The 18,200-nt window shown below is 35.7% G+C and carries 20 protein-coding genes; 15 read left to right on the top strand and 5 right to left on the bottom strand.

All coding sequences use genetic code 11. The annotated features are described in order from the left end of the window. Positions 1-14 precede the first annotated feature (14 nt). Genes sbnA through MM213_RS03195 form a run of 3 tightly spaced genes read left to right on the top strand, consistent with a single transcriptional unit; the run spans position 15 to position 4,285 of the window. Positions 15-1,061 carry a 2,3-diaminopropionate biosynthesis protein SbnA gene (gene sbnA / locus MM213_RS03185; protein ID WP_241410058.1) on the top strand — a complete coding sequence of 349 codons (1,047 nt, stop codon included), beginning with the start codon at positions 15-17 and terminating at the stop codon, positions 1,059-1,061. After that, the gene (locus MM213_RS03190) at positions 1,030-2,946 is read left to right on the top strand and encodes an FAD/NAD(P)-binding protein (protein WP_241410059.1); all 1,917 of its coding nucleotides are present in this window, start codon (positions 1,030-1,032) and stop codon (positions 2,944-2,946) included. The genes sbnA and MM213_RS03190 overlap by 32 nt, the downstream gene beginning before the upstream one ends. After that, positions 2,861-4,285 (top strand): type III PLP-dependent enzyme domain-containing protein, encoded by a 1,425-nt coding sequence (locus MM213_RS03195; protein WP_241410060.1) that lies wholly within the window; start codon positions 2,861-2,863, stop codon positions 4,283-4,285. The genes MM213_RS03190 and MM213_RS03195 overlap by 86 nt, the downstream gene beginning before the upstream one ends. Before the next feature lie 210 nt (positions 4,286-4,495). On the opposite strand, the gene MM213_RS03200 is transcribed toward MM213_RS03195, so the two are convergent. Continuing rightward, on the bottom strand, positions 4,496-4,687 hold the full coding sequence (locus MM213_RS03200) for a CsbD family protein (protein ID WP_241410061.1): 192 nt from the start codon (positions 4,685-4,687) through the stop codon (positions 4,496-4,498). 508 nt (positions 4,688-5,195) lie between these two features. Here MM213_RS03200 and MM213_RS03205 point away from each other — a divergent pair. Next, positions 5,196-5,720: a hypothetical protein gene (locus tag MM213_RS03205; protein ID WP_241410062.1), complete on the top strand. Its 525-nt coding sequence runs from the start codon at positions 5,196-5,198 to the stop codon at positions 5,718-5,720. A gap of 108 nt (positions 5,721-5,828) precedes the next feature. Here the strand turns inward: MM213_RS03205 and MM213_RS03210 are convergent, their stop codons facing one another. The 3 genes from MM213_RS03210 to MM213_RS03220 all read right to left on the bottom strand — a co-directional run bounded on the left by MM213_RS03210 (position 5,829) and on the right by MM213_RS03220 (position 9,648). Next, the gene (locus MM213_RS03210) at positions 5,829-7,277 is read right to left on the bottom strand and encodes a hybrid sensor histidine kinase/response regulator (protein ID WP_241410063.1); all 1,449 of its coding nucleotides are present in this window, start codon (positions 7,275-7,277) and stop codon (positions 5,829-5,831) included. A 353-nt stretch (positions 7,278-7,630) separates the two neighbouring features. Next, positions 7,631-8,074, bottom strand: coding sequence for a response regulator (locus MM213_RS03215; RefSeq protein WP_241410064.1), 444 nt, complete (start codon positions 8,072-8,074; stop codon positions 7,631-7,633). A 149-nt stretch (positions 8,075-8,223) separates the two neighbouring features. Continuing rightward, positions 8,224-9,648: a sensor histidine kinase gene (locus MM213_RS03220; protein ID WP_241410065.1), complete on the bottom strand. Its 1,425-nt coding sequence runs from the start codon at positions 9,646-9,648 to the stop codon at positions 8,224-8,226. A gap of 185 nt (positions 9,649-9,833) precedes the next feature. Here MM213_RS03220 and MM213_RS03225 point away from each other — a divergent pair, with 185 nt between their 5' ends. From MM213_RS03225 to MM213_RS03235, 3 genes are all read left to right on the top strand, one after another. Next, a complete protein-coding gene (locus MM213_RS03225; protein WP_241410066.1) occupies positions 9,834-9,986 on the top strand; it encodes a lmo0937 family membrane protein in 153 nt (50 codons plus the stop codon). 163 nt (positions 9,987-10,149) lie between these two features. Continuing rightward, positions 10,150-10,500, top strand: a complete 351-nt coding sequence (locus MM213_RS03230) for a response regulator (RefSeq protein WP_241410067.1) — start codon at positions 10,150-10,152, stop codon at positions 10,498-10,500. A gap of 16 nt (positions 10,501-10,516) precedes the next feature. Next, entirely contained in the window at positions 10,517-11,938 is a 1,422-nt protein-coding gene (locus tag MM213_RS03235) for a sigma-54-dependent transcriptional regulator (RefSeq protein WP_241410068.1), read from the top strand. Here MM213_RS03235 and MM213_RS03240 read toward each other — a convergent pair. Beyond that, positions 11,935-12,168 carry a hypothetical protein gene (locus MM213_RS03240; protein WP_241410069.1) on the bottom strand — a complete coding sequence of 78 codons (234 nt, stop codon included), beginning with the start codon at positions 12,166-12,168 and terminating at the stop codon, positions 11,935-11,937. The two genes, MM213_RS03235 and MM213_RS03240, sit on opposite strands and share 4 nt — an antisense overlap. A gap of 122 nt (positions 12,169-12,290) precedes the next feature. On the opposite strand from MM213_RS03240, the gene MM213_RS03245 reads away from it, so the two are divergent. From MM213_RS03245 to MM213_RS03280, 8 genes are all read left to right on the top strand, one after another. Further along, positions 12,291-13,265, top strand: a complete 975-nt coding sequence (locus MM213_RS03245; protein WP_241410070.1) for a GlxA family transcriptional regulator — start codon at positions 12,291-12,293, stop codon at positions 13,263-13,265. A gap of 169 nt (positions 13,266-13,434) precedes the next feature. Further along, positions 13,435-14,301, top strand: a complete 867-nt coding sequence (locus tag MM213_RS03250; RefSeq protein ID WP_241410071.1) for an SRPBCC family protein — start codon at positions 13,435-13,437, stop codon at positions 14,299-14,301. Between the two features lie 12 nt (positions 14,302-14,313). After that, a complete protein-coding gene (locus tag MM213_RS03255; RefSeq protein WP_241410072.1) occupies positions 14,314-14,751 on the top strand; it encodes a VOC family protein in 438 nt (145 codons plus the stop codon). Positions 14,752-14,951: 200 nt separating this feature from the next. Next, the gene (locus MM213_RS03260; protein WP_241410073.1) at positions 14,952-15,368 is read left to right on the top strand and encodes an SRPBCC family protein; all 417 of its coding nucleotides are present in this window, start codon (positions 14,952-14,954) and stop codon (positions 15,366-15,368) included. A gap of 276 nt (positions 15,369-15,644) precedes the next feature. Continuing rightward, positions 15,645-16,055 carry a VOC family protein gene (locus MM213_RS03265; RefSeq protein ID WP_241410074.1) on the top strand — a complete coding sequence of 137 codons (411 nt, stop codon included), beginning with the start codon at positions 15,645-15,647 and terminating at the stop codon, positions 16,053-16,055. An 11-nt stretch (positions 16,056-16,066) separates the two neighbouring features. After that, positions 16,067-16,444 (top strand): DoxX family membrane protein, encoded by a 378-nt coding sequence (locus MM213_RS03270; protein ID WP_241410075.1) that lies wholly within the window; start codon positions 16,067-16,069, stop codon positions 16,442-16,444. Positions 16,445-16,617: 173 nt separating this feature from the next. Then, positions 16,618-17,334 (top strand): head GIN domain-containing protein, encoded by a 717-nt coding sequence (locus tag MM213_RS03275; protein WP_241410076.1) that lies wholly within the window; start codon positions 16,618-16,620, stop codon positions 17,332-17,334. 273 nt (positions 17,335-17,607) lie between these two features. Continuing rightward, positions 17,608-18,171: a hypothetical protein gene (locus MM213_RS03280; RefSeq protein WP_241410077.1), complete on the top strand. Its 564-nt coding sequence runs from the start codon at positions 17,608-17,610 to the stop codon at positions 18,169-18,171. Positions 18,172-18,200: the final 29 nt, after the last annotated feature.

Raw genomic sequence — 18,200 nt, forward strand, 5'->3', positions numbered from 1 at the left:
AAACCAAATAGCCAATGATACTTTCCTCAAAAAATAGAATATTAGATCATCAAATTTCTGATGATCAAGAAGATCAAGGTATAACCTCCTTGATAGGAAATACCGGACTTATTCGGTTGGCAAAGCTTTTCCCAGACAAGCAAGTTTATGGGAAATTGGAGCTGATGAATCCAGCAGGAAGTATCAAAGATAGAACTGCAAAATTCATTATTGAAGAATCCCTTAAGCTTGGTATCATCAACCATGATTCCCTTATCGTCGAAAGTACTTCTGGTAACATGGGTGTTGGGCTAGCGCAAATCTGCCTTTACCATGGTTTGGAATTGAGGTTGGTCGTGGATCCATATATCAATGCGCAAACCTTAAAGTTATTAACAGCCTACGGAGCAAATATTGAAATGGTGGAGCAGGCTGATGAGTCTGGTTCATACCTTGGGACAAGGATCAGTAGAGTTCAGGAGATTTTGGAAGAAAACCAAAACGCTTTTTGGACAATGCAATACGAGAATCCCCTCAACCCGCTCACACATCATCACACTGCTGAGGAAATAGTTAATCAGCTGGGTGATTGCCCTAATTATATTTTGGCGGCCACAAGTACTTGTGGTACACTGATGGGTTTTGCTGAATACAATGACCAATTTTCCAAAAGAATGAAAATTATCCCTGTCGATGCTTTTGGCAGTGTGATTTTTGGAGGAAAAGCTGAAAAAAGAGTTATTCCGGGATTTGGAGCATCAAAGACTTCCTCATTGTTGAAAGAAAACCTATTGGAACCTCCCATTTGGATGAAGGAATGGGAGAGTATAGTAGGTTGCAAAAAACTCCTAAAGCACGAAGCTATATTGGCTGGTGGATCGACTGGAGCTTTGGTCTCAGCTGTAGAAAAGCTAGAAATGAAACCAAATGAAAAAGCTGTAATCATCATTTGTGATAGAGGGGAGAGGTATTTGGACACGATCTATTCTGATGCATGGATCAAGGAAACTTTAGGAACTGAAATCTTGGAACTGATAAACAGAAATGTAGATGAAGCTGTGGAACTCGAGCAATATAATTGATATCAATAGCCAAAATAAAACTGCTTTGGCTGCATTTACTTACAATGATTATCTTCCGGAATCAAATTTCCGTGTGGCCATTGTAGGTGGAGGACCTAAAGGGGCATATTCCATTGAGCGTTTGGCTAGTGTTTGGGAAAAATACAATCCTGGTAAATTCCTTGATATTGTTTGCTTCAACAAAACGTCGGACTTTGCTTCAGGTCCAAATTATCAAACCGAACAGCCTGATTTTCTCTTGATGAACTATAATCTCGGAAAAGTTGATTTCTGGACTAAGGAAGAAGAGCAGCTTGTTCATGACAGACCAGACCTTTTGACATTTTTGAGAAGATTCAAAAAGCCTTCTGAAGTCGAAGTTGAACCTTCAGACTATTGTTCAAGGTCATTGACAGGGATTTACCTTCAATTTTGTTTGAATAAAGTCATCGAAGCTCTCCCTTCAACCATCAGGCTACATTTGATCATGGATGAAGTTGATTCTATTTCCCAAGAATCAAACAATCTCCAAGTTGAAACTAAGAGAGGTATGAAGTGTAGTTTTTCGGAGGTGATGTGTTGCACAGGGCATGCTTACAGCTTTGAAGAGAAAGTTAATTTGCAAAGTCCTATCGGCAATTCAAAATTTTATCCTCCGACAATCCTACAATCTGTCTATCCAATACAGGAACTCCGGGATCAGAATTTTGCAGGGCTTACAGTAGCGGTAAAAGGAATGGGGTTGACTTTTGTAGATGCTGTGTTGACAATGACTGAAGGAAAGGGAGGATGCTTCAAAAGATGCAATGGAAAGTTAGTGTACAGGTCTTCGGGAAGAGGGCCACACGAGGTTTTACCTTTTTCAAGAACAGGCTTGCCAATGATCGCTCGTCAAGTAGATTTGCGAAATGGGGATTTTTCATTGAAATTTTTCACCGAAATAGCGGTGGAAGAATTACTTGAAAATAACACCAAGCTAGATTTTAAAAGTCAGTTGCTCCCGCTTCTAGAAAATGAATATAGGTATCAGTATGCCAAAAAGCTTTTAAGTTGGGAAATAGGGAGAGTCGATTTTTTGGAAAAAAAACTGGAAGAATTGGAGGCTAGGGTAGGCGAGTTTTACCCTGAATTTGAGCCTTTTGAGTTGGAGAAGTTTTTGTCGCCTGATTTACCTTTAGACAACCAACATTTAGCTGTGATTGATTATTTGCATGAAACGATCTTTCCAGAGCGCTTTGACAAACTTCATCAAGCTAAAATCTTAATGTCTTCTTTGTGGAGGGAAATTTATCCGCTTTTCAACAGTATCTACTCTTTTGGCAAATTGACTGGAGAAAGTCAAAGGTACTTTGACCAAAACTACTTTGGCAAATTCCAGCGAGTGGCTTATGGTCCTCCAAAGGAAAATATGGAAAAAATACTCGCTTTATCTGAAGTAGGCATTTTGAATTTTGACCTGGCCGCAAACCCAAAAGTCTCGATCCAAAATCAATATCTATATGCTAAATTAAGCAATCAACAGATTCCTCATTCCAAAATCATCAGTGCATTGATCGATGCTAGAATTCCCAAATCCGTTGGACTGGTGACACAGCCAGAATACATAAAAAATATAATCAAGGAAATAGGTGTGGATTTTTTCAGAAATGAAGAATACCAAACGGGTTGCTTGGAGATTGGGTCAGATGGGAGGCTACTTAAGCAAAAGCACATTTGCTTCTATGGAACGCCAACCGAAGGCTACACACTTGACAATGAAAGCTTATCCAGGTCAAACAACAACTTCCTTTCTCCTTGGACAAAAAAAATTATTGAAAACTATGTCAACATCAACCTTACCAAAGCTAACCCCAATAACCCAACCTTGGATCAAGGACATCACAAAAGATCTGAGTCAACCCAATAGTTGGATTAAACAATATGGATCGCCAATCAATCTGCTGAACTTAGATTCTTTTAAGCAGAATTTCAAAAGGTTTGATCAGGTTTTCAATCAATTTGGTGTTAAAAGCAATGTGTTTTTTGCAAGGAAAGCGAATAAATTCAAAAGCCTTGTCTGGGCAGCTAAAGAATATGGCTTTGGCGTGGATACAGCTAGTTTGAATGAAATCAAAGAGTGTGTTGAAGTAGGTTTGGATCCTGAAAGAATCACTGTAACCGCTGCGGTAAAAAACAGAGCACTTCTGAATTATGTAGTCGAGCATCAGATTCCTATTGTGTTGGATAATTTGGATGAATGTGATCTTTTGAATCAAATCTTGGAGGAAAATGACAAGTCGCTAAAAGTTGGTTTCCGAATAAGTGGATTTTCGCATAATGGAGAAAAGTTGTATTCCCGATTTGGTTTTGACATAGATCAAATCGTAGCATTCATTTCTGAAAATCTTTCTGATTCCGGAAAATACAATCGTTTCAAATATCATGGATTACACTTTCATTTGAATGGATATAGTACAGATCAACGGGCTGATGCTTTGTCACAAACAATTGATGTTGCCGATAGACTAAAAAAATCAGGATTTAAATCTTCCTTTATCGATATGGGTGGAGGGATTTTGATGAACTATTTAGCATCTTCAAAGGAATGGGAGACTTTTCACCAAGCATTAAAACAAAGTATCAAAACTGAAAACCGTGAGATTACCTTCCAAAAAGATCTTTTGGGAATTACCAATGTTGATGGTACGTTGATCGGTGAGCCAAAGGTTTATCCATATTTCAATAATTTGTATCAGGAAAAATTCATCGGGAAAATTTTGGAATCGAACAAAGGCGGATTCACCTTAGCCAATCATTTAATAGATCGAGATATTGAACTTAGGCTAGAGCCTGGTAGGTCTTTGCTTGACCAATGTGGAATTACCATTGCCAAAGTTGCTTTTCGGAAGAAGGATTCACAAGGAAGACTGTTGGTAGGGTTGGAGATGAATAGAACTCAAATGTTCAGTTCCAGTGCTGATTTTCTCCTAGATCCAATTTTCCTTCCCCAAAATCCCAATGAACAGGCACCTTGTGAAGTTTATTTCGTAGGAGCATATTGTCTGGAGCAAGAATTACTGCTAAAAAGGAAAATCTCCCTAAATCAACATCCACAAGTTGGGGATTTGGTATGTTTTGTAAATACAGCAGGATACATGATGCATTTTTACGAAAGTGAAGCACACCTTTTTGATCTTGCCAGAAATTTGGTAGTAGAAAAAAATGGCTCTTGGAATGTTACCCCAGATGAGGATTTTGAAATGTAGAGATAGAAGGATTTAAGTGAGATATTTACTTAAAAATCAATGAGTAAAGTGAATGATTTAAAGTGTTTAATTTGCTGATAATCATAAAGGAAACTCATTCAAATGAATTTCATTCTTTAGTCATCAATGTGTAAAAATCAGATATGGCTACAAACAGAAAAACCCGGTTTTAAACCGGGTTTTTACTAGTAAGATCGGAGACTACTGGAATTATAAAGAGTCGATATAACCCTTTACTTCTTCCTTGGTTTTGCCTGTTCTTTTTTGAATTTTCCCAAGGACTTCTTCAGATTTACCTTCTGCATAAACCAAATCATCATCGGTTAATTCACCGTATTTTTGCTTGAGTTTTCCTTTAATCTCATTCCAATTGCCTTTCATTTTATCTTCAAAAGCGCTCATAGTTAAATAATTTAGTTGGTTATTGATTTATTTAAAAAGTATATTTCATATTCTGTACCATTTCATATGAATATTAGAAAATCGATTCAAATTGACCAAAAACGCATATATTTATTTTTAACTGGTTTTATTCTTCAATTCAATCTAAAATCTATGTGGACTAAAAGCCATAAGATGGGGAAATGATTGCCAATACATGAATAAATGAATCTTTTTATTAATTTTTTAGAATCTTTGTACTAAGAATCATATTTTTATTAGTTTAAATATAAATATTACAATATTAGTTAGATGTGTTGGGGTAAATATTCCTTTGAATGTGGAATTTTCTCACTACTAAGTTCACTATTTTTTTTCATGATAAGGGTTGATTAAAAATACTCAAACGTCTTACTATCAATGTTTTGACGTTCAATTGTTCCTATAAAAATGAAATAATCTTTATTGGAATCATGTTTGTAATTGTTTGAAGAAAAAGAAACAATATTAAACAAAACAATACTTAATTATGGAACGTACTAAAGCAATTTTATTGGGAATGGGAATGGGGTTATTCCTGGTAGTTTCTTGTGAACCTAAAGGAAATACAGAGGAGCAAACTGAAAGTATCAAAAATCTAGAAAGTTTTGTGGACAGTGTTGAAATAGCAGTAGAAAGGGATGCCAACCACAATTGGACTATGCTAGACCGTAGGTACAATCAACTGGTAAGTAATGTTGAGATGGCTTATACAGATGCCAGCGAAGAAGCAAAAGAGGACTGGAGAGAATTGGAGAGGGAGTATGAAGAAGCCAAAATGGAAGCCAAAAACAAAACTGATAAATGGGAAGCAGATGCCGAAATGCACATGACCAATGTAGAAACTTGGTGGGAACAGAATACTTCAAAAGCTAAGAAAGGTGCAAAAACAACAGCTGATGACATTGAAGAAGGTGCAAAAGAGAGTTGGGATTGGTTGGAAAAAAATGCTGATAAATTAGGCAGTGAAATCCAAACAAGGTATCAGAAAATCAAACTTGATTTGCAAGGTTAATCAGAATCAATATATTTTTTAATTATAATCAAAAAGGGCTATCCAATTTTTTGGATAGCCCTTTTTGAAATTATAGAATGATTTTTTTTAAAAATCTGAGTATTGAAATTATCCGCAATCTAATGATATGTAAAATGTAGTACCTACGCCTTCTTTACTTTGGACTCTTATAGAACCACCATGGCTGAAGATGATATTTTGGGTATTGGTAAGACCTAGACCAGAGCCTGTCGGTTTGCTAGTATAAAATGGCTCGAATAGACGATCAAGGTTTTCCTGAGGTATTCCAGCACCATTATCAGAAATTTCCACAATACATTTATTGGATTTAATGCAAGTTTTGACTTCCAAGATACCTTTTTTACCATCCATTGCTTCCACGGCATTGACCAAGATATTTACAAAAGCGATTTTCACTTTTTCCACATCAAGATTTACATTCCCTACATCTGGATCGAGATCTTTGATTAATTCTATGCATTTAAGATTTATTCTTCCTTCAACTTCCTCCAATGCTTCTTCTACAAGCTTATTCAATGAATATCTTTCTGATTTTAGCTCGGTAAATCTGGTGGACTCCAGCAATTCAGTGATCAATTGATTGATTCTCGAACAATTTTTCTTTATAGACTCGATCAAATCACCACTTTCTTCTTTGACCTCTTTTGGTAGTTCATAGCCTAGCTGTTCTGCTGACAAGAGTATGGTAGTCAATGGATTTTTCACCTCATGTGCCAAAATTCTGGCAATCCGACCAGTAGAAGAGAATCTTCTCAAATTAAACAGTTCCTCGTTTCTGATTTTAAATTCAGTGAGATCTTTGATCATGATCTGGAACAAGCCTTTGTTGGACTCATTCATCACGATACTGAGTAAAGCTACAATATTTTGATTTTTGTTGACTTTGATTTTTGCTTCAAAATCAAGTACACCAAAGTTTGAATTCAGATTGTTTTTGAGAAAAGTTTTATCCTTTTTATCCACCAAAAGATCAGTGAAATATAGGGCGTGAAAATCTGACTCTTCGGGATTGTAACCAAATTTTTGGACAAAAGAAGGGTTAAAATCCATTATGAGAGAATCTTGATTGATTAGGATTATTGGGTCGGCAGATCTTTCAAAAATATTTTTGAACTTTCTTCCTGCAATTTCCAGACTTTCGTGCAGTTCGGCATCTCGGATGGCATATCGGATTGTTCTTCCGAGCATTTGTCCATCAAAAGCCCCTTTGACGAGATAGTCAGCAGCGCCAAACTCCATAGCTTGGTTGTCCACCTGACCATTTTCCATTCCGGTCAAGATAATCACAGGGGCATGTTTGGATCTACCTTTGATCAGCCCCAACACTTCTATACCTGATTCAGATCCTAATCTGTAATCTACAAGGTAAGCATCAAAGTTTTCTGAAAGATGTTCTTCTGTTTCTTTGAAGTTTTTCGCATGAGTCAGTTCAAAATCTATCATTTTGTAGCTCCTGAGCATTATTTCAATCAGGAAAAAATCCTCAGGGTCATCATCTACAAACAATACTTTTTTCTTACTGTCTTTCATTGGCATCGGTAATAGATTAATATGATGATCCGCATTGATACCTTTAGTTGAATTTTCAAATAAAATGATGCGGATAATCTTAACTAGGTATTAGTCGATTAGTAAATAGTTCATAGGTTGATTTAAAATAAATCAATGTGTATATCCGCTTTTAAACCAGTAGCCATTAATAATATTGTTTGAAGTTCATTTCAATCAGCTGAGGTCGGATGACTGCAGATTCTTGTGCGCCGTGGCGTAGTTGAGGTTTATTCGCATAATAATTAAGTGATATTTTCACCTACTGATGTCATTGCGGGTAATCATATATCAATATGGTTGGCTATGTTTGAGAATGCGGATATACATAAATACAAAACTTAGTTAGGCAACAAAACTGTTTTTCCCCAATAAGTTTGCAATTCTTTTCCAACTGATAGAAGCCCATCAAAAGTTCCTGGTTTTGTGATATAGCTATTAGTACCACTCGTATATGTGGCTTTGATATCATCTTCAAGTTGAGAAGTCGTAAATATGATCACGGGGATCGTTTTGAAATTCTCATCTGATTTGATTTCAACCAAAGCTTCTCTACCGTCTTTTTTTGGCATGTTCAAATCCAATAATATTAGATTGGGAGCAGGATATTTGTCTTGGTCTTTATATTTACCTTCTCTTCTTAGGTATGACAACAAGATTTCTCCATTTTCAACACAAATAAGGTTGGCTTTGTCAAAAGATTCTTTGAAAGCTTTAGTTATGAGAAGCCTGTCATCAATATCATCTTCTGCAACCAATATGTTCATTGTTTTATCATTTTTCATTTGTGCGGTGGGCTAATTTTTGTTCAGTTAACACGAAGTTAATTAAAATATTTATTAATAAAGCCTATTATTAATTTTAACTATAAAACAAGATATCAATAAGATTGTATTTTTATTCAAATAAATTGTCTTTTACTAGTATAATTTACTTAAGGGTTATGATTTTGGTAATTTGGGAATATCATGTGAAATGTGGCGCCTTCTCCTTCTATCGATTCTGCGAAGATAGTTCCACCCATTTTTTCAAATATTTTTTTACAAATTGCTAGTCCTATTCCTGTTCCTTCATAGACATCTTTACCAAATAAACGTTGGAAAATTATAAAGATTTTTTCAGCATAATCAGGGTTAAATCCTATCCCATTATCCTTAATCGTCAAATGAAAATAATCAAGTTCCATATCTGGCTCGTTGATTTTTCTTTTTATCAATTCCTCGTCTGCAATTTTAGAACTGATTAAAATATGAGGAGGAATGTCTTTTTTTGAGAATTTTATAGCATTGCTAATCAAATTCTGAAAAACTGTTCTCCAGTCAATATATGTCCCCAATGTTTTTGGAAGATTGTTAGTTTCAATAACAGCTTTTTTCTCTTTGACTACTACATATAGATCATCGACTACTTCGTTTACCACTTCTTCCAAATCTAAAATCACCTCTTCCTCCTTCTGCCTACCTGCTCGACTGTATTCCAAAAGATCTGTGATTAATTTTCGCATCCTGTTTGCTGCAAAAGCGATTCTATCCAGATAAAGCTTCCCATCTCCTTCTAACGAATCCCCATATTGTTCCTGCAACAAGTCATTGAATGATGTGATTTTTCTAAGTGGCTCTTGCAAATCATGTGATGCAACGTATGCAAATTGCTCAAGTTCTTTGTTCGTGATATTCAATTGGTTGACTTGGGCTTCCAGCAATTCCTTGTAGTCCGCCAATTGTTTAGATGATTCTTCTTGTTCCTTTTTGTAGCTGTAGAATGCTTTGAAACTGATAATCACAGCGAGGATTGATATTCCCGTTACCGCCAATACTATAATAGTAAGGATGTTCAGGTTATTCAACAGCCCTCTTTCTTTTTGGTTGAGAGAAGCTTGCTGTTCTTCCAATAAAATATGATTCAAGCTTTTGATTTTTTGGCCAAATTTCAAGAAGTTTTTATATCTATTTTCTCTTACATATTGCAAGTAACTTTCATAATCAATATTATCTTTTTGGGAGTTTTCAAAAACCTCATTTCTTTCTTTTATGTTACTTTCTAGACTATTAAGCAAGTCATCATTGTAACCAAGTGAACTGTTGAAATCCCTAAGACTATCGAGCTTTTTTGAAATATTACCCTGAATCTTACTTATACTATCCAAAAAGATCGAGTCATATGTAGTGGCATAACTCAAAATAGCTATTTCGTTTTCCAATGACATAATATGAATGTCATTGGTGAAGTCCACCATTTGACTTGTTAGGTTATTGGCATTGTTAAGATGTTTGACTCTAAATATTGTATATAGTGAAATAGCACCACTAATTACGATTAGAATCAAAGTGAGAATAGAAAATGATTTGATTTTGTACATTTTTAGATTAATTATTTCAAAGATTGGTACGCGTTTCGGGGTGCTTTTTCCCCGTAAATTCATCAGCTAAAAAAATATGATCAAGATTATACTTCATTTAACGTCATTATGCACTTTAATCTATTAAGGCACAAAGTTTGGAAATATTTCATTAAAATATTATTTAAATTTAAAATATAAAAAAAATGGGAAATCTATTGTACATAATCGCGGTAATCTTAATAATCGGATGGATCTTTGGTGCGTTCGTTTACAGTGTAGGTGGTTTGATACACATCTTATTGGTATTAGCCGTTATCTCAATATTGTTCAGAGTAATTTCGGGTCGAAGGGTTTAGTACCTATTGTCGAAAAAAAAGCTGAACACTGACAACCAAAATTAGTATATAAACCAAAAGGCAATAGCTTTGTCTTTTGGTTTATGTTTAATTAGTTTATCATAACAGGTCAAAAATTCTTCAAACAGGGATTTTATAAGGGGATTTCAATATCAAAGAGAAAATGGGAAAAAGGAGCGTTTTGATTATAGATGATGAGGTAGGGATTTTGAATTTGTTATCTCGGTTTTTGAAAAGAAAAGGATTTGAAGTACATACAGCAGTTAATTTGACAGACGGTAAGTATCAACTGCAAAACTTAACGCCAGATTTCTTATTTTTAGATATAAATCTCCCTGACGGAAATGGGCTAGACTCATTACCAAACCTAAAAAGTATTCAACCTCGGTTAAATGTAATTATGATGAGCGCTTTTGATCAAAAAATAATGAGAGATGAAGCAAAGTCTAAAGGTGCACTGGCATTTTTGAGTAAACCTTTTTCCTTCGACGAAATTGACTTGTTGATTAATTGAAAAAATCACCCGTATTATGGCCAACATATTAGTAATTGACGATAATCTTGATATTTGTAACCTCCTCAAGAGGTTTTTGACCACCAAAGGTCACCAAGTGGAAACCACCTTAAGTGGAAAAAATGGTATTGAATTAGTGAAATCACAGAAGTTTGATCTGATTCTTTGTGATTTCAAACTACGGGATATAGAAGGTCCTGATATTCTACAAGAAGTAAAAAAAATCTCTCCTGAAACAAAATTGGCCATCATAACAGGCTATTCAGATGTCCGTGTTGCTGTAGAAGTGATGAAGAAAGGAGCATTTGATTATGTAGTAAAGCCCCTCATTCCGGATGAAATTCTGAGTCTTATTGACAGGGCCATGAATACGCCTTCCGTGGTTCCTGCGGTTGAAGAAAATATAAATAAAAAGAAAGATAAATCTTCTGAAACGCCGCAATTGGATACACAAGATTATATCTGGGGTAAAGGTGAAGCTTCAAAAAGTCTTTTGAAGGAAGTAAGCTTGGTCGCACCGACAAATTTCAGTGTGATCATTTACGGAGAAAGTGGTGCTGGTAAGGAAAACATTGCCAGAACAATCCATAATTTAAGTGAGAGAAAAGACATGCCTTTTGTGCCAATAGACTGTGGTGCATTGACTAGGGATTTGGCTGGGAGTGAATTATGGGGGCATGAAAAAGGCGCTTTTACTGGTGCACAGTCTGCCAAGCAAGGACAATTTGAAATTGCGGATGGTGGGACTATTTTTTTGGATGAAATTGCCAACCTTTCTTACGATATCCAAATAGGTTTGCTAAGATTGGTACAAGAAAAGAAGCTTAGAAGAATAGGAGGGGTCAACGACAAAACCATTGATGTACGAATTATCGTTGCTTCAAATGAAAACCTTAAAGAATCAGTCAGCAAAGGTAAATTCAGAGAAGATCTATTCTATAGATTCAATGAGTTTATTATCAATGTTCCAGCTTTGAGGGAAAGAGGAAAAGACATTATGCTCTTTGCAGAACATTTTTTGAGTGCTGCGAATATTGAGTTGAAAAAAGATGTTAAAGGGTTTTCCAAAGAAGTCAGTGAATTGTTTATGAGATACGAATGGCCTGGCAACTTGAGAGAGATGAGAAATATCATAAGAAGATCGCTTCTCTTGACCGATGGAGAAAATGTAGAAATCAGTGCAATTCCACATGAAATCGTGCATGCCAATAAGTTTAATTTTCAAGGTGAAGCATCGCCACAACCTTTCACTTCATCCCAGCCAAATATTCAGAAACAAGAGGAATTAGTAGATCTAAAGGAGATAGCAGCACAAGCTGAAGCTGATGCAATCAAAAAAGCCCTATTGGAAAATAACTATAACAAAACTAAAGTAGCTAAGCAGCTCGGTATTGATAGAAAAACGCTCTTCAACAAAATCAAGCTTCACAATATCTAGCAGATTGGGTAAATAATATCTTCAAGTACACAGATGGAATGCCCATGATGGCTTACCAATTCGATAATTTCTTTCGGCTCAAAATCTGTTGAAAATTCTATTCTGAGGATCTTATCGCAATCTTCCAAGTCAAAATTCGCTTTCAACCTAGGGAATTTCCCTTCGATTTCGTTCAGGATCCTATTAGCTGTAGTAGGATCCTGAATATTCGTACAAAAAACTTCTACCATTTTTTCTTTTTTGAAGATTAAAGCGTCATTACAAAATTATCAAGAGAAAAGTTTAACTTTAATATGCAATCACGACATTTTCTGAGGTTGATTGCGACATTGATAATTGTGACCTTTGAAATATGAAACATGTTTCCATCTTACTTTTAAACCATGTCAACCTTGGGAGCATGGAAAATGCCAGGCATGGCCTACTTGAAGCCAACGAATATTTGAGAATGAAAGGAAAGCCTGAGGTATTCAATGTTGAATTGGTTGGGGTAGAGCCTGAAGTAAGGCTTAACAATGGCCTATATACCATCAAGCCTGACAAAACCATCGACCAAGTTTCAAAAACGGACCTGATAATCATTCCTCCGGTACAATTTGATTTGCAAGAGGGAATCATGGCAAATCAAGGGTTTTTTGATTGGATCAGCCGCCAATACACAGGAGGTTCCGAAGTGGTTTCCTTATGTTTGGGAGCATTTATTTTGGGAAGCACAGGTTTGTTGAATGGAAAAAAGTGCGTAACCCACTGGAAAGCGACTGATCAGTTCAGGAAATTATTTCCAAAAACAGACTTGGCACCAGATAGCTTAATGACGGACGATGATGGGATTTATACAGGTGGAGGAGCATTTTCTTCAGCAAATTTGATATTGTATCTGATAGAGAAATTTATTGATAGGGAAGCGGCTATCTACTGTTCGAAGATATTTCAAATAGATATGGGTAGAAATTCCCAATCTGAGTTTATCATTTTCACAGGTCAAAAAGATCATGCTGATAATGCCGTGAAAGATATTCAAGTCTATGTTGAGAAGAATTTTCAAGAAAAGATCAATGTGGATGAATTGTGCAGCAAATTCAATATGGTTCGACGAACAATGGAAAGAAGGTTCAAACAAGCCACCAGTAATACATTGGTCGAATATATCCAAAGAGTAAGGGTAGAGGCAGCCAAACGGGACTTGGAAAAAACCAGGAAAACCGTCAGCGAAGTCATGTATGATGTTGGCTATGCAGATTCCAAATCATTTAGAGATGTTTTCAAAAAATATTCGGGTATCTCGCCTGTTGATTACAGATATAAGTATGGGATAATGGAAAGGTAATGTTTAGGTCATAACATAATTAGTGTCATGATTTTTTTTACTGAGTATTAACACTGGACTAAAAATTTGTCGCAATTCCCCTTTTTTCTGTCGTTTTCAACATGAAACAACGGTTTTTATATTTTATAAATTTGTAGTGTATTATTTAGAATTTAAACACTTAGACCCAATGCAGACCTTAATTAATATCAGTTCAAAAGTCTATGCACCAATGTTCCAAGTTTGGAGGGCTTGGACCTTACCTATCCACATAGTCAATTGGAATTTTGCAAGTGATACTTGGCACTGCCCGAGTGCGGAAATTGACCTTGTCCCAGGAGGCAAGTTCAATTACAAGATGGCAGCCAAAGACGGATCCATGGAGTTTGATTTTCATGGAGTATTCGATGAAATCAACGAAAGTGAATCTATAGCATATACCCTTGGAGATAATAGGAAAGTATGGGTAAATTTCGAACAGTACGAAGATCATGTATTAGTGACAGAGAAGTTTGAAGCCGAACAAGAAAACGCTTCTGAAATGCAGAAAAATGGCTGGCAGGCTATTCTGAACAACTTCAAAAGTTATACAGAAAGTCTGACAAAAATGGAGCTGTTAAATTTTCAGATAGATATAAATGCAGCAGTCGAAAAAGTATATGAAACGATGCTTGCTGATGAAACATACAGGAAATGGACTTCAGCATTTCATCCAAGTTCATTTTACAGAGGGAAATGGGAAGAAGGCGAGAAAATGATTTTTCTTGGACTCGATGAGAAGGGTAATGAAGGTGGAATGGTATCAAGGATCAAAAAGTTAATCCCCAACGAAATAGTAAGTATTGAGCATTACGGTATTTTCGATAAAGGGAAAGAAATATTAGATGGTCCTGAAGTAATTGGCTGGCTTGGAGCTATAGAAGAATATCAATTCGAAAGTCAAAATAATCAAACGACATTAAAAGTGAAGCTTGATTCCAATTTGGAACATAAGGAATACTTTCAAGAAGCTTGGCCCAAAGCTTTAGGGATTTTAAAATCAATTTGTGAACAATAGATATCAGAAAAAATGGCAGTAGTTAGCACTTATCTCAATTTCGCTCGGGAGACCGAAGCAGCATTTAATTTTTACAAGGAAGTATTTGGAACTGATTTTATCGAAGGGGTACACAGATATGGTGATATGCCACCATCCGATGAATTTCCTCCTGCTGCTGAAGAAGACAAAGGCCTTATCATGAACATGACACTTCCAATAGTGGGAGGGCATCTTTTGATGGGATCAGATTGTCCAGTGACTATGGGTTTTGATGTGAACATAGGAAACAATACACATATCAGCTTGCATCTGGACAGCAAAGAGGAAGTCCAAAAGTATTTCAATTCACTCGCCGAAGATGGGAAAATCACCATGGAGCTTCAAGACATGTTTTGGGGCGATTATTATGGTAGTTGTACCGATAAGTTTGGGATTCAGTGGATGTTTCATTGTCCCTCAGGAAAGTAAATAAAACTTAGTAGTATAGGAAAAAGATGGCGTCTGACAGGTAAAGCAACCAAAAAAGCATCAAAAATGCATTGAAGTAAAGCCCTGTCAGATTTTAATCTAAGTCTTACCAAAAGACATTTTTCCTGGAGCGCAAAGCACTTCTCTGAAAGAACCATTTTTTTTGGGTAATGTTTCAAAAACAAACCACTATTTATTCAATGGAAAGCATAGAGCAAATCAATTATATCAAGGCTGCTTCACTTATAGTTTACGAAGCGATTACCAAAGAAGAAGGATTAGCCACTGTCTGGACTAAAAAATTGAAGGTAAAACAAGAAGTAGGTTTTGTCAATGAATTTGACTTCGACGAAGGTTACCTGACTAAAATGAAAATCACCGTATTGGAAGAGGGAAAAAAAGTGGTTTGGGAATGTATTGATTCGGATGAGGAATGGATAGGGACTTTTGTTTCTTTCGAAATTTCCCAAGAACAGAGCAGTACTAAAATTGTGCTTAAACACTACAATTGGAAGGAGAAGACAGACTATTTTCGTTGGTGTGGATACAATTGGGCCATGTTTTTAAAACGTCTAAAAGATCATTGTGAAAACGAATTTGCAGATCAAAAAATTTAAAAAATAAGATTACCCGCAACATGATGGTTTGCTTACTTCATTACTGGCAAAGTAGCGGATAATCATATATTATTAATAAAGATTATGATTATCCGCAATTACACCATAAGGTAAATAAAACAATTGGATCAAGCGGATAATCGTCGACGGATGACAGTCGACAGTCGACAGCAGCTGAATTCAAAGTTTGTACCTAATTAAATATGGGTACTGGTTTGAAAGCGGATATTCATAATAAAGATTTTCAACAATAGTCAATTCAAAAAAAATAGCAGTATGAAAGTAAAATCAATTTACGTCAATCTACCAATCAAGGATATTGACAAAACCAGGGAATTTTGGACAAACCTTGGGTTTTCATTTGACGAGCAGTTTTCAGATGATAAAGCATTGTGCCTAGTTCTCAACGAGGGTCTAATTTATGCCATGCTGATAACTCATGAATTTTTCAGCACTTTCACGAATAGACCAATAGCAGATGGCTCTACGACACAAGTATTAACAGCTATAGAAGTGGAAAGTAGAGAAGAAGTTGATAAAATCGTGAAACTAGCCATTGATAATGGAGCCACTAGATACAAGGATAGTTCAGATCATGAGTGGATGTATTATGACTGTTTCTCAGACCTTGATGGACATCAGTGGGAAGTGATGTTTACAGACCCTAACCTAATTCCAAATTCTTAATTTGTTAACTTATGAAAAGCAAAATTATATTTGTTGTTTGCCTATTGTTTGGTTTATTGTTTATCAACTCAGGCCTAAACAAGTTCTTCAATTATATGCCTATGCCAGAGGACTTGCCAGAAGACATGTTAAAGCTAATGGAGGCATTTACTGTTATTGGATGGTTGATGCCATTGGTAGCTGTAGTTGAAATTATTGGTGGAGCGTTGTTTATTTTGCCAAAGACAAGAGCTTTGGGAGCGATTGTGATTTTCCCTATCATGGTAGGCATTGTACTTACACATATATTTAACGCACCCTCAGGACTGATCATGGCTTTGGTTTTGTTGCTTATTAACCTTTGGGTGATTTTTGAGAATCGGAAGAAATACTTGGTGTTATTGGGTTAGATTGTTTAACAATATTGTCAACTCATATTGATTTGTAAGTCGAAATAATTACCCGTAGTTCTGAAAAATATGGTGTAATTTACTAGATTGGTTTATCAAAGACCATATTTCGAACATTTTGTACGAAAAGGAACATTTCTAAATTTTGTTCAAAATACCAAATCAGTAACAACATGAAAAACACATCTTACATCTTAACACTTATTCTTGCTATAATTTTATTCTCTTGTGATGCCAAAATATCAGAATACAAAGGAGAAGTAATCGAAAGTGAAAAGAGTATTTCAGAGTTTAATCAACTTTCACTCAAAGGAACTTTTCAGCTGTTTTTGATTCAGGGCGATGAAGTTTCGCTTCGATTTGAAGGCAATGAAGAATTGGTCGATGAAATAGTAGTTGATCAAAAAGGGAAAGAATTGAAGATTTCTTTGGAGACAAAAGGGAAAAGAAATTTTCTAAAAAATGAAGCGAATATATTTTTGACTGTGACAAGCCTTGAAAAAATAAATTTTGAGGGAGTTGGTCAGATCAAATCTGAAGGCCAATTGGCATTTGAGAAACTTGAGATTAAAGGAGAAGGAGTAGGAAATGTGGAATTGGACTTGGAAGTAGGTGAGTTAGTGACCAAATTGAATTTTGTCGGTAAAATGGATCTAAAAGGTGCCGCTGATAAATTTCACCTTTCAAATGAAGGAATTGGAAGCATAAATGCCTCAAAATTTATCGTTGAAGACGTGGAAGTAATCAGTAGCGGGATTGGAGCTGTTTCTGTACATAGTATTGGTGAGCTTTCGATGGAAGTAAATGGCATTGGCTCCATCAGCTATACAGGAAATCCCAAAGTCATCAAAGAAAATGTTAATGGATTGGGGAATATCAGTAGAAATTAATTCGTGAATTTTCTTGATGAATCCTGATTTGATGAAAACCAATTTAAATTTCATCAAATCAGGATTTTGCATTTCAGTTTTCACTAGGAATCATGGATGCAATAAGCACTTTCACCTCAAGTTAATCTGAGAACACCAAACTGATCATGTGACGGATACTCAAGTAATTTTTATCGTTTTAGTGGATTAAAACTATTTAATCATTGAAAAATTTAATTTTTTAATATTTATTTATTAATTTGAGATATTGTAAATCACTAAAATTATAATGTTATGGGTGTACCAATTATTTCTAATGTTGTAAATGGAATCAAAGGTGGATTAAAAGCTACCTTAAAAGGAACTGCTGATACAGGAAGTGTATTAGCAAACTCTGTAAAAAACGTTGCCGTCACGACACTTAAAGGGACAGGTGAGTTGGTTGTAAAAGGCTTACAAGTTCCGGCTTCGATTGTAGCAGGAGCATTTGAAGGTGTTGCTGATGTTGGTGTTTCTGTAGTGAAATCTGCTAGAGGGATTGTTAACGGAACTATCCAAGGAGCTACTGACTCAGGCGTTAGCCAAAAAGATGCTGTTCAAGGAAGTGTCAGACAAGCAATAGAATCCGCAAAAGATTTGGGTGAAGATGTAGCTGAAGTAGCTGTAGAAGCCGTAAAAGGAGCTGTTAATGGAGTCAAACAGATAGGGGGAGATACTGTAGGAGCTGCTAAAGATGCGATTGTGGCAGCTCTCGAAGCAGCCAAAGATATAGGAGGAGAGACAGTGGAATCAGTAAAAACTGCTCTCAATTCCAGTGTAGATGGAGCCAAAGAAATCTTAAATGAGATAAAAAAATAGGTTTTAGCTCGTTGGATTTTTTGAAAATA

It is taken from the genome of Belliella alkalica (assembly GCF_022549785.1).
Lineage (GTDB): Bacteria > Bacteroidota > Bacteroidia > Cytophagales > Cyclobacteriaceae > Belliella > Belliella alkalica.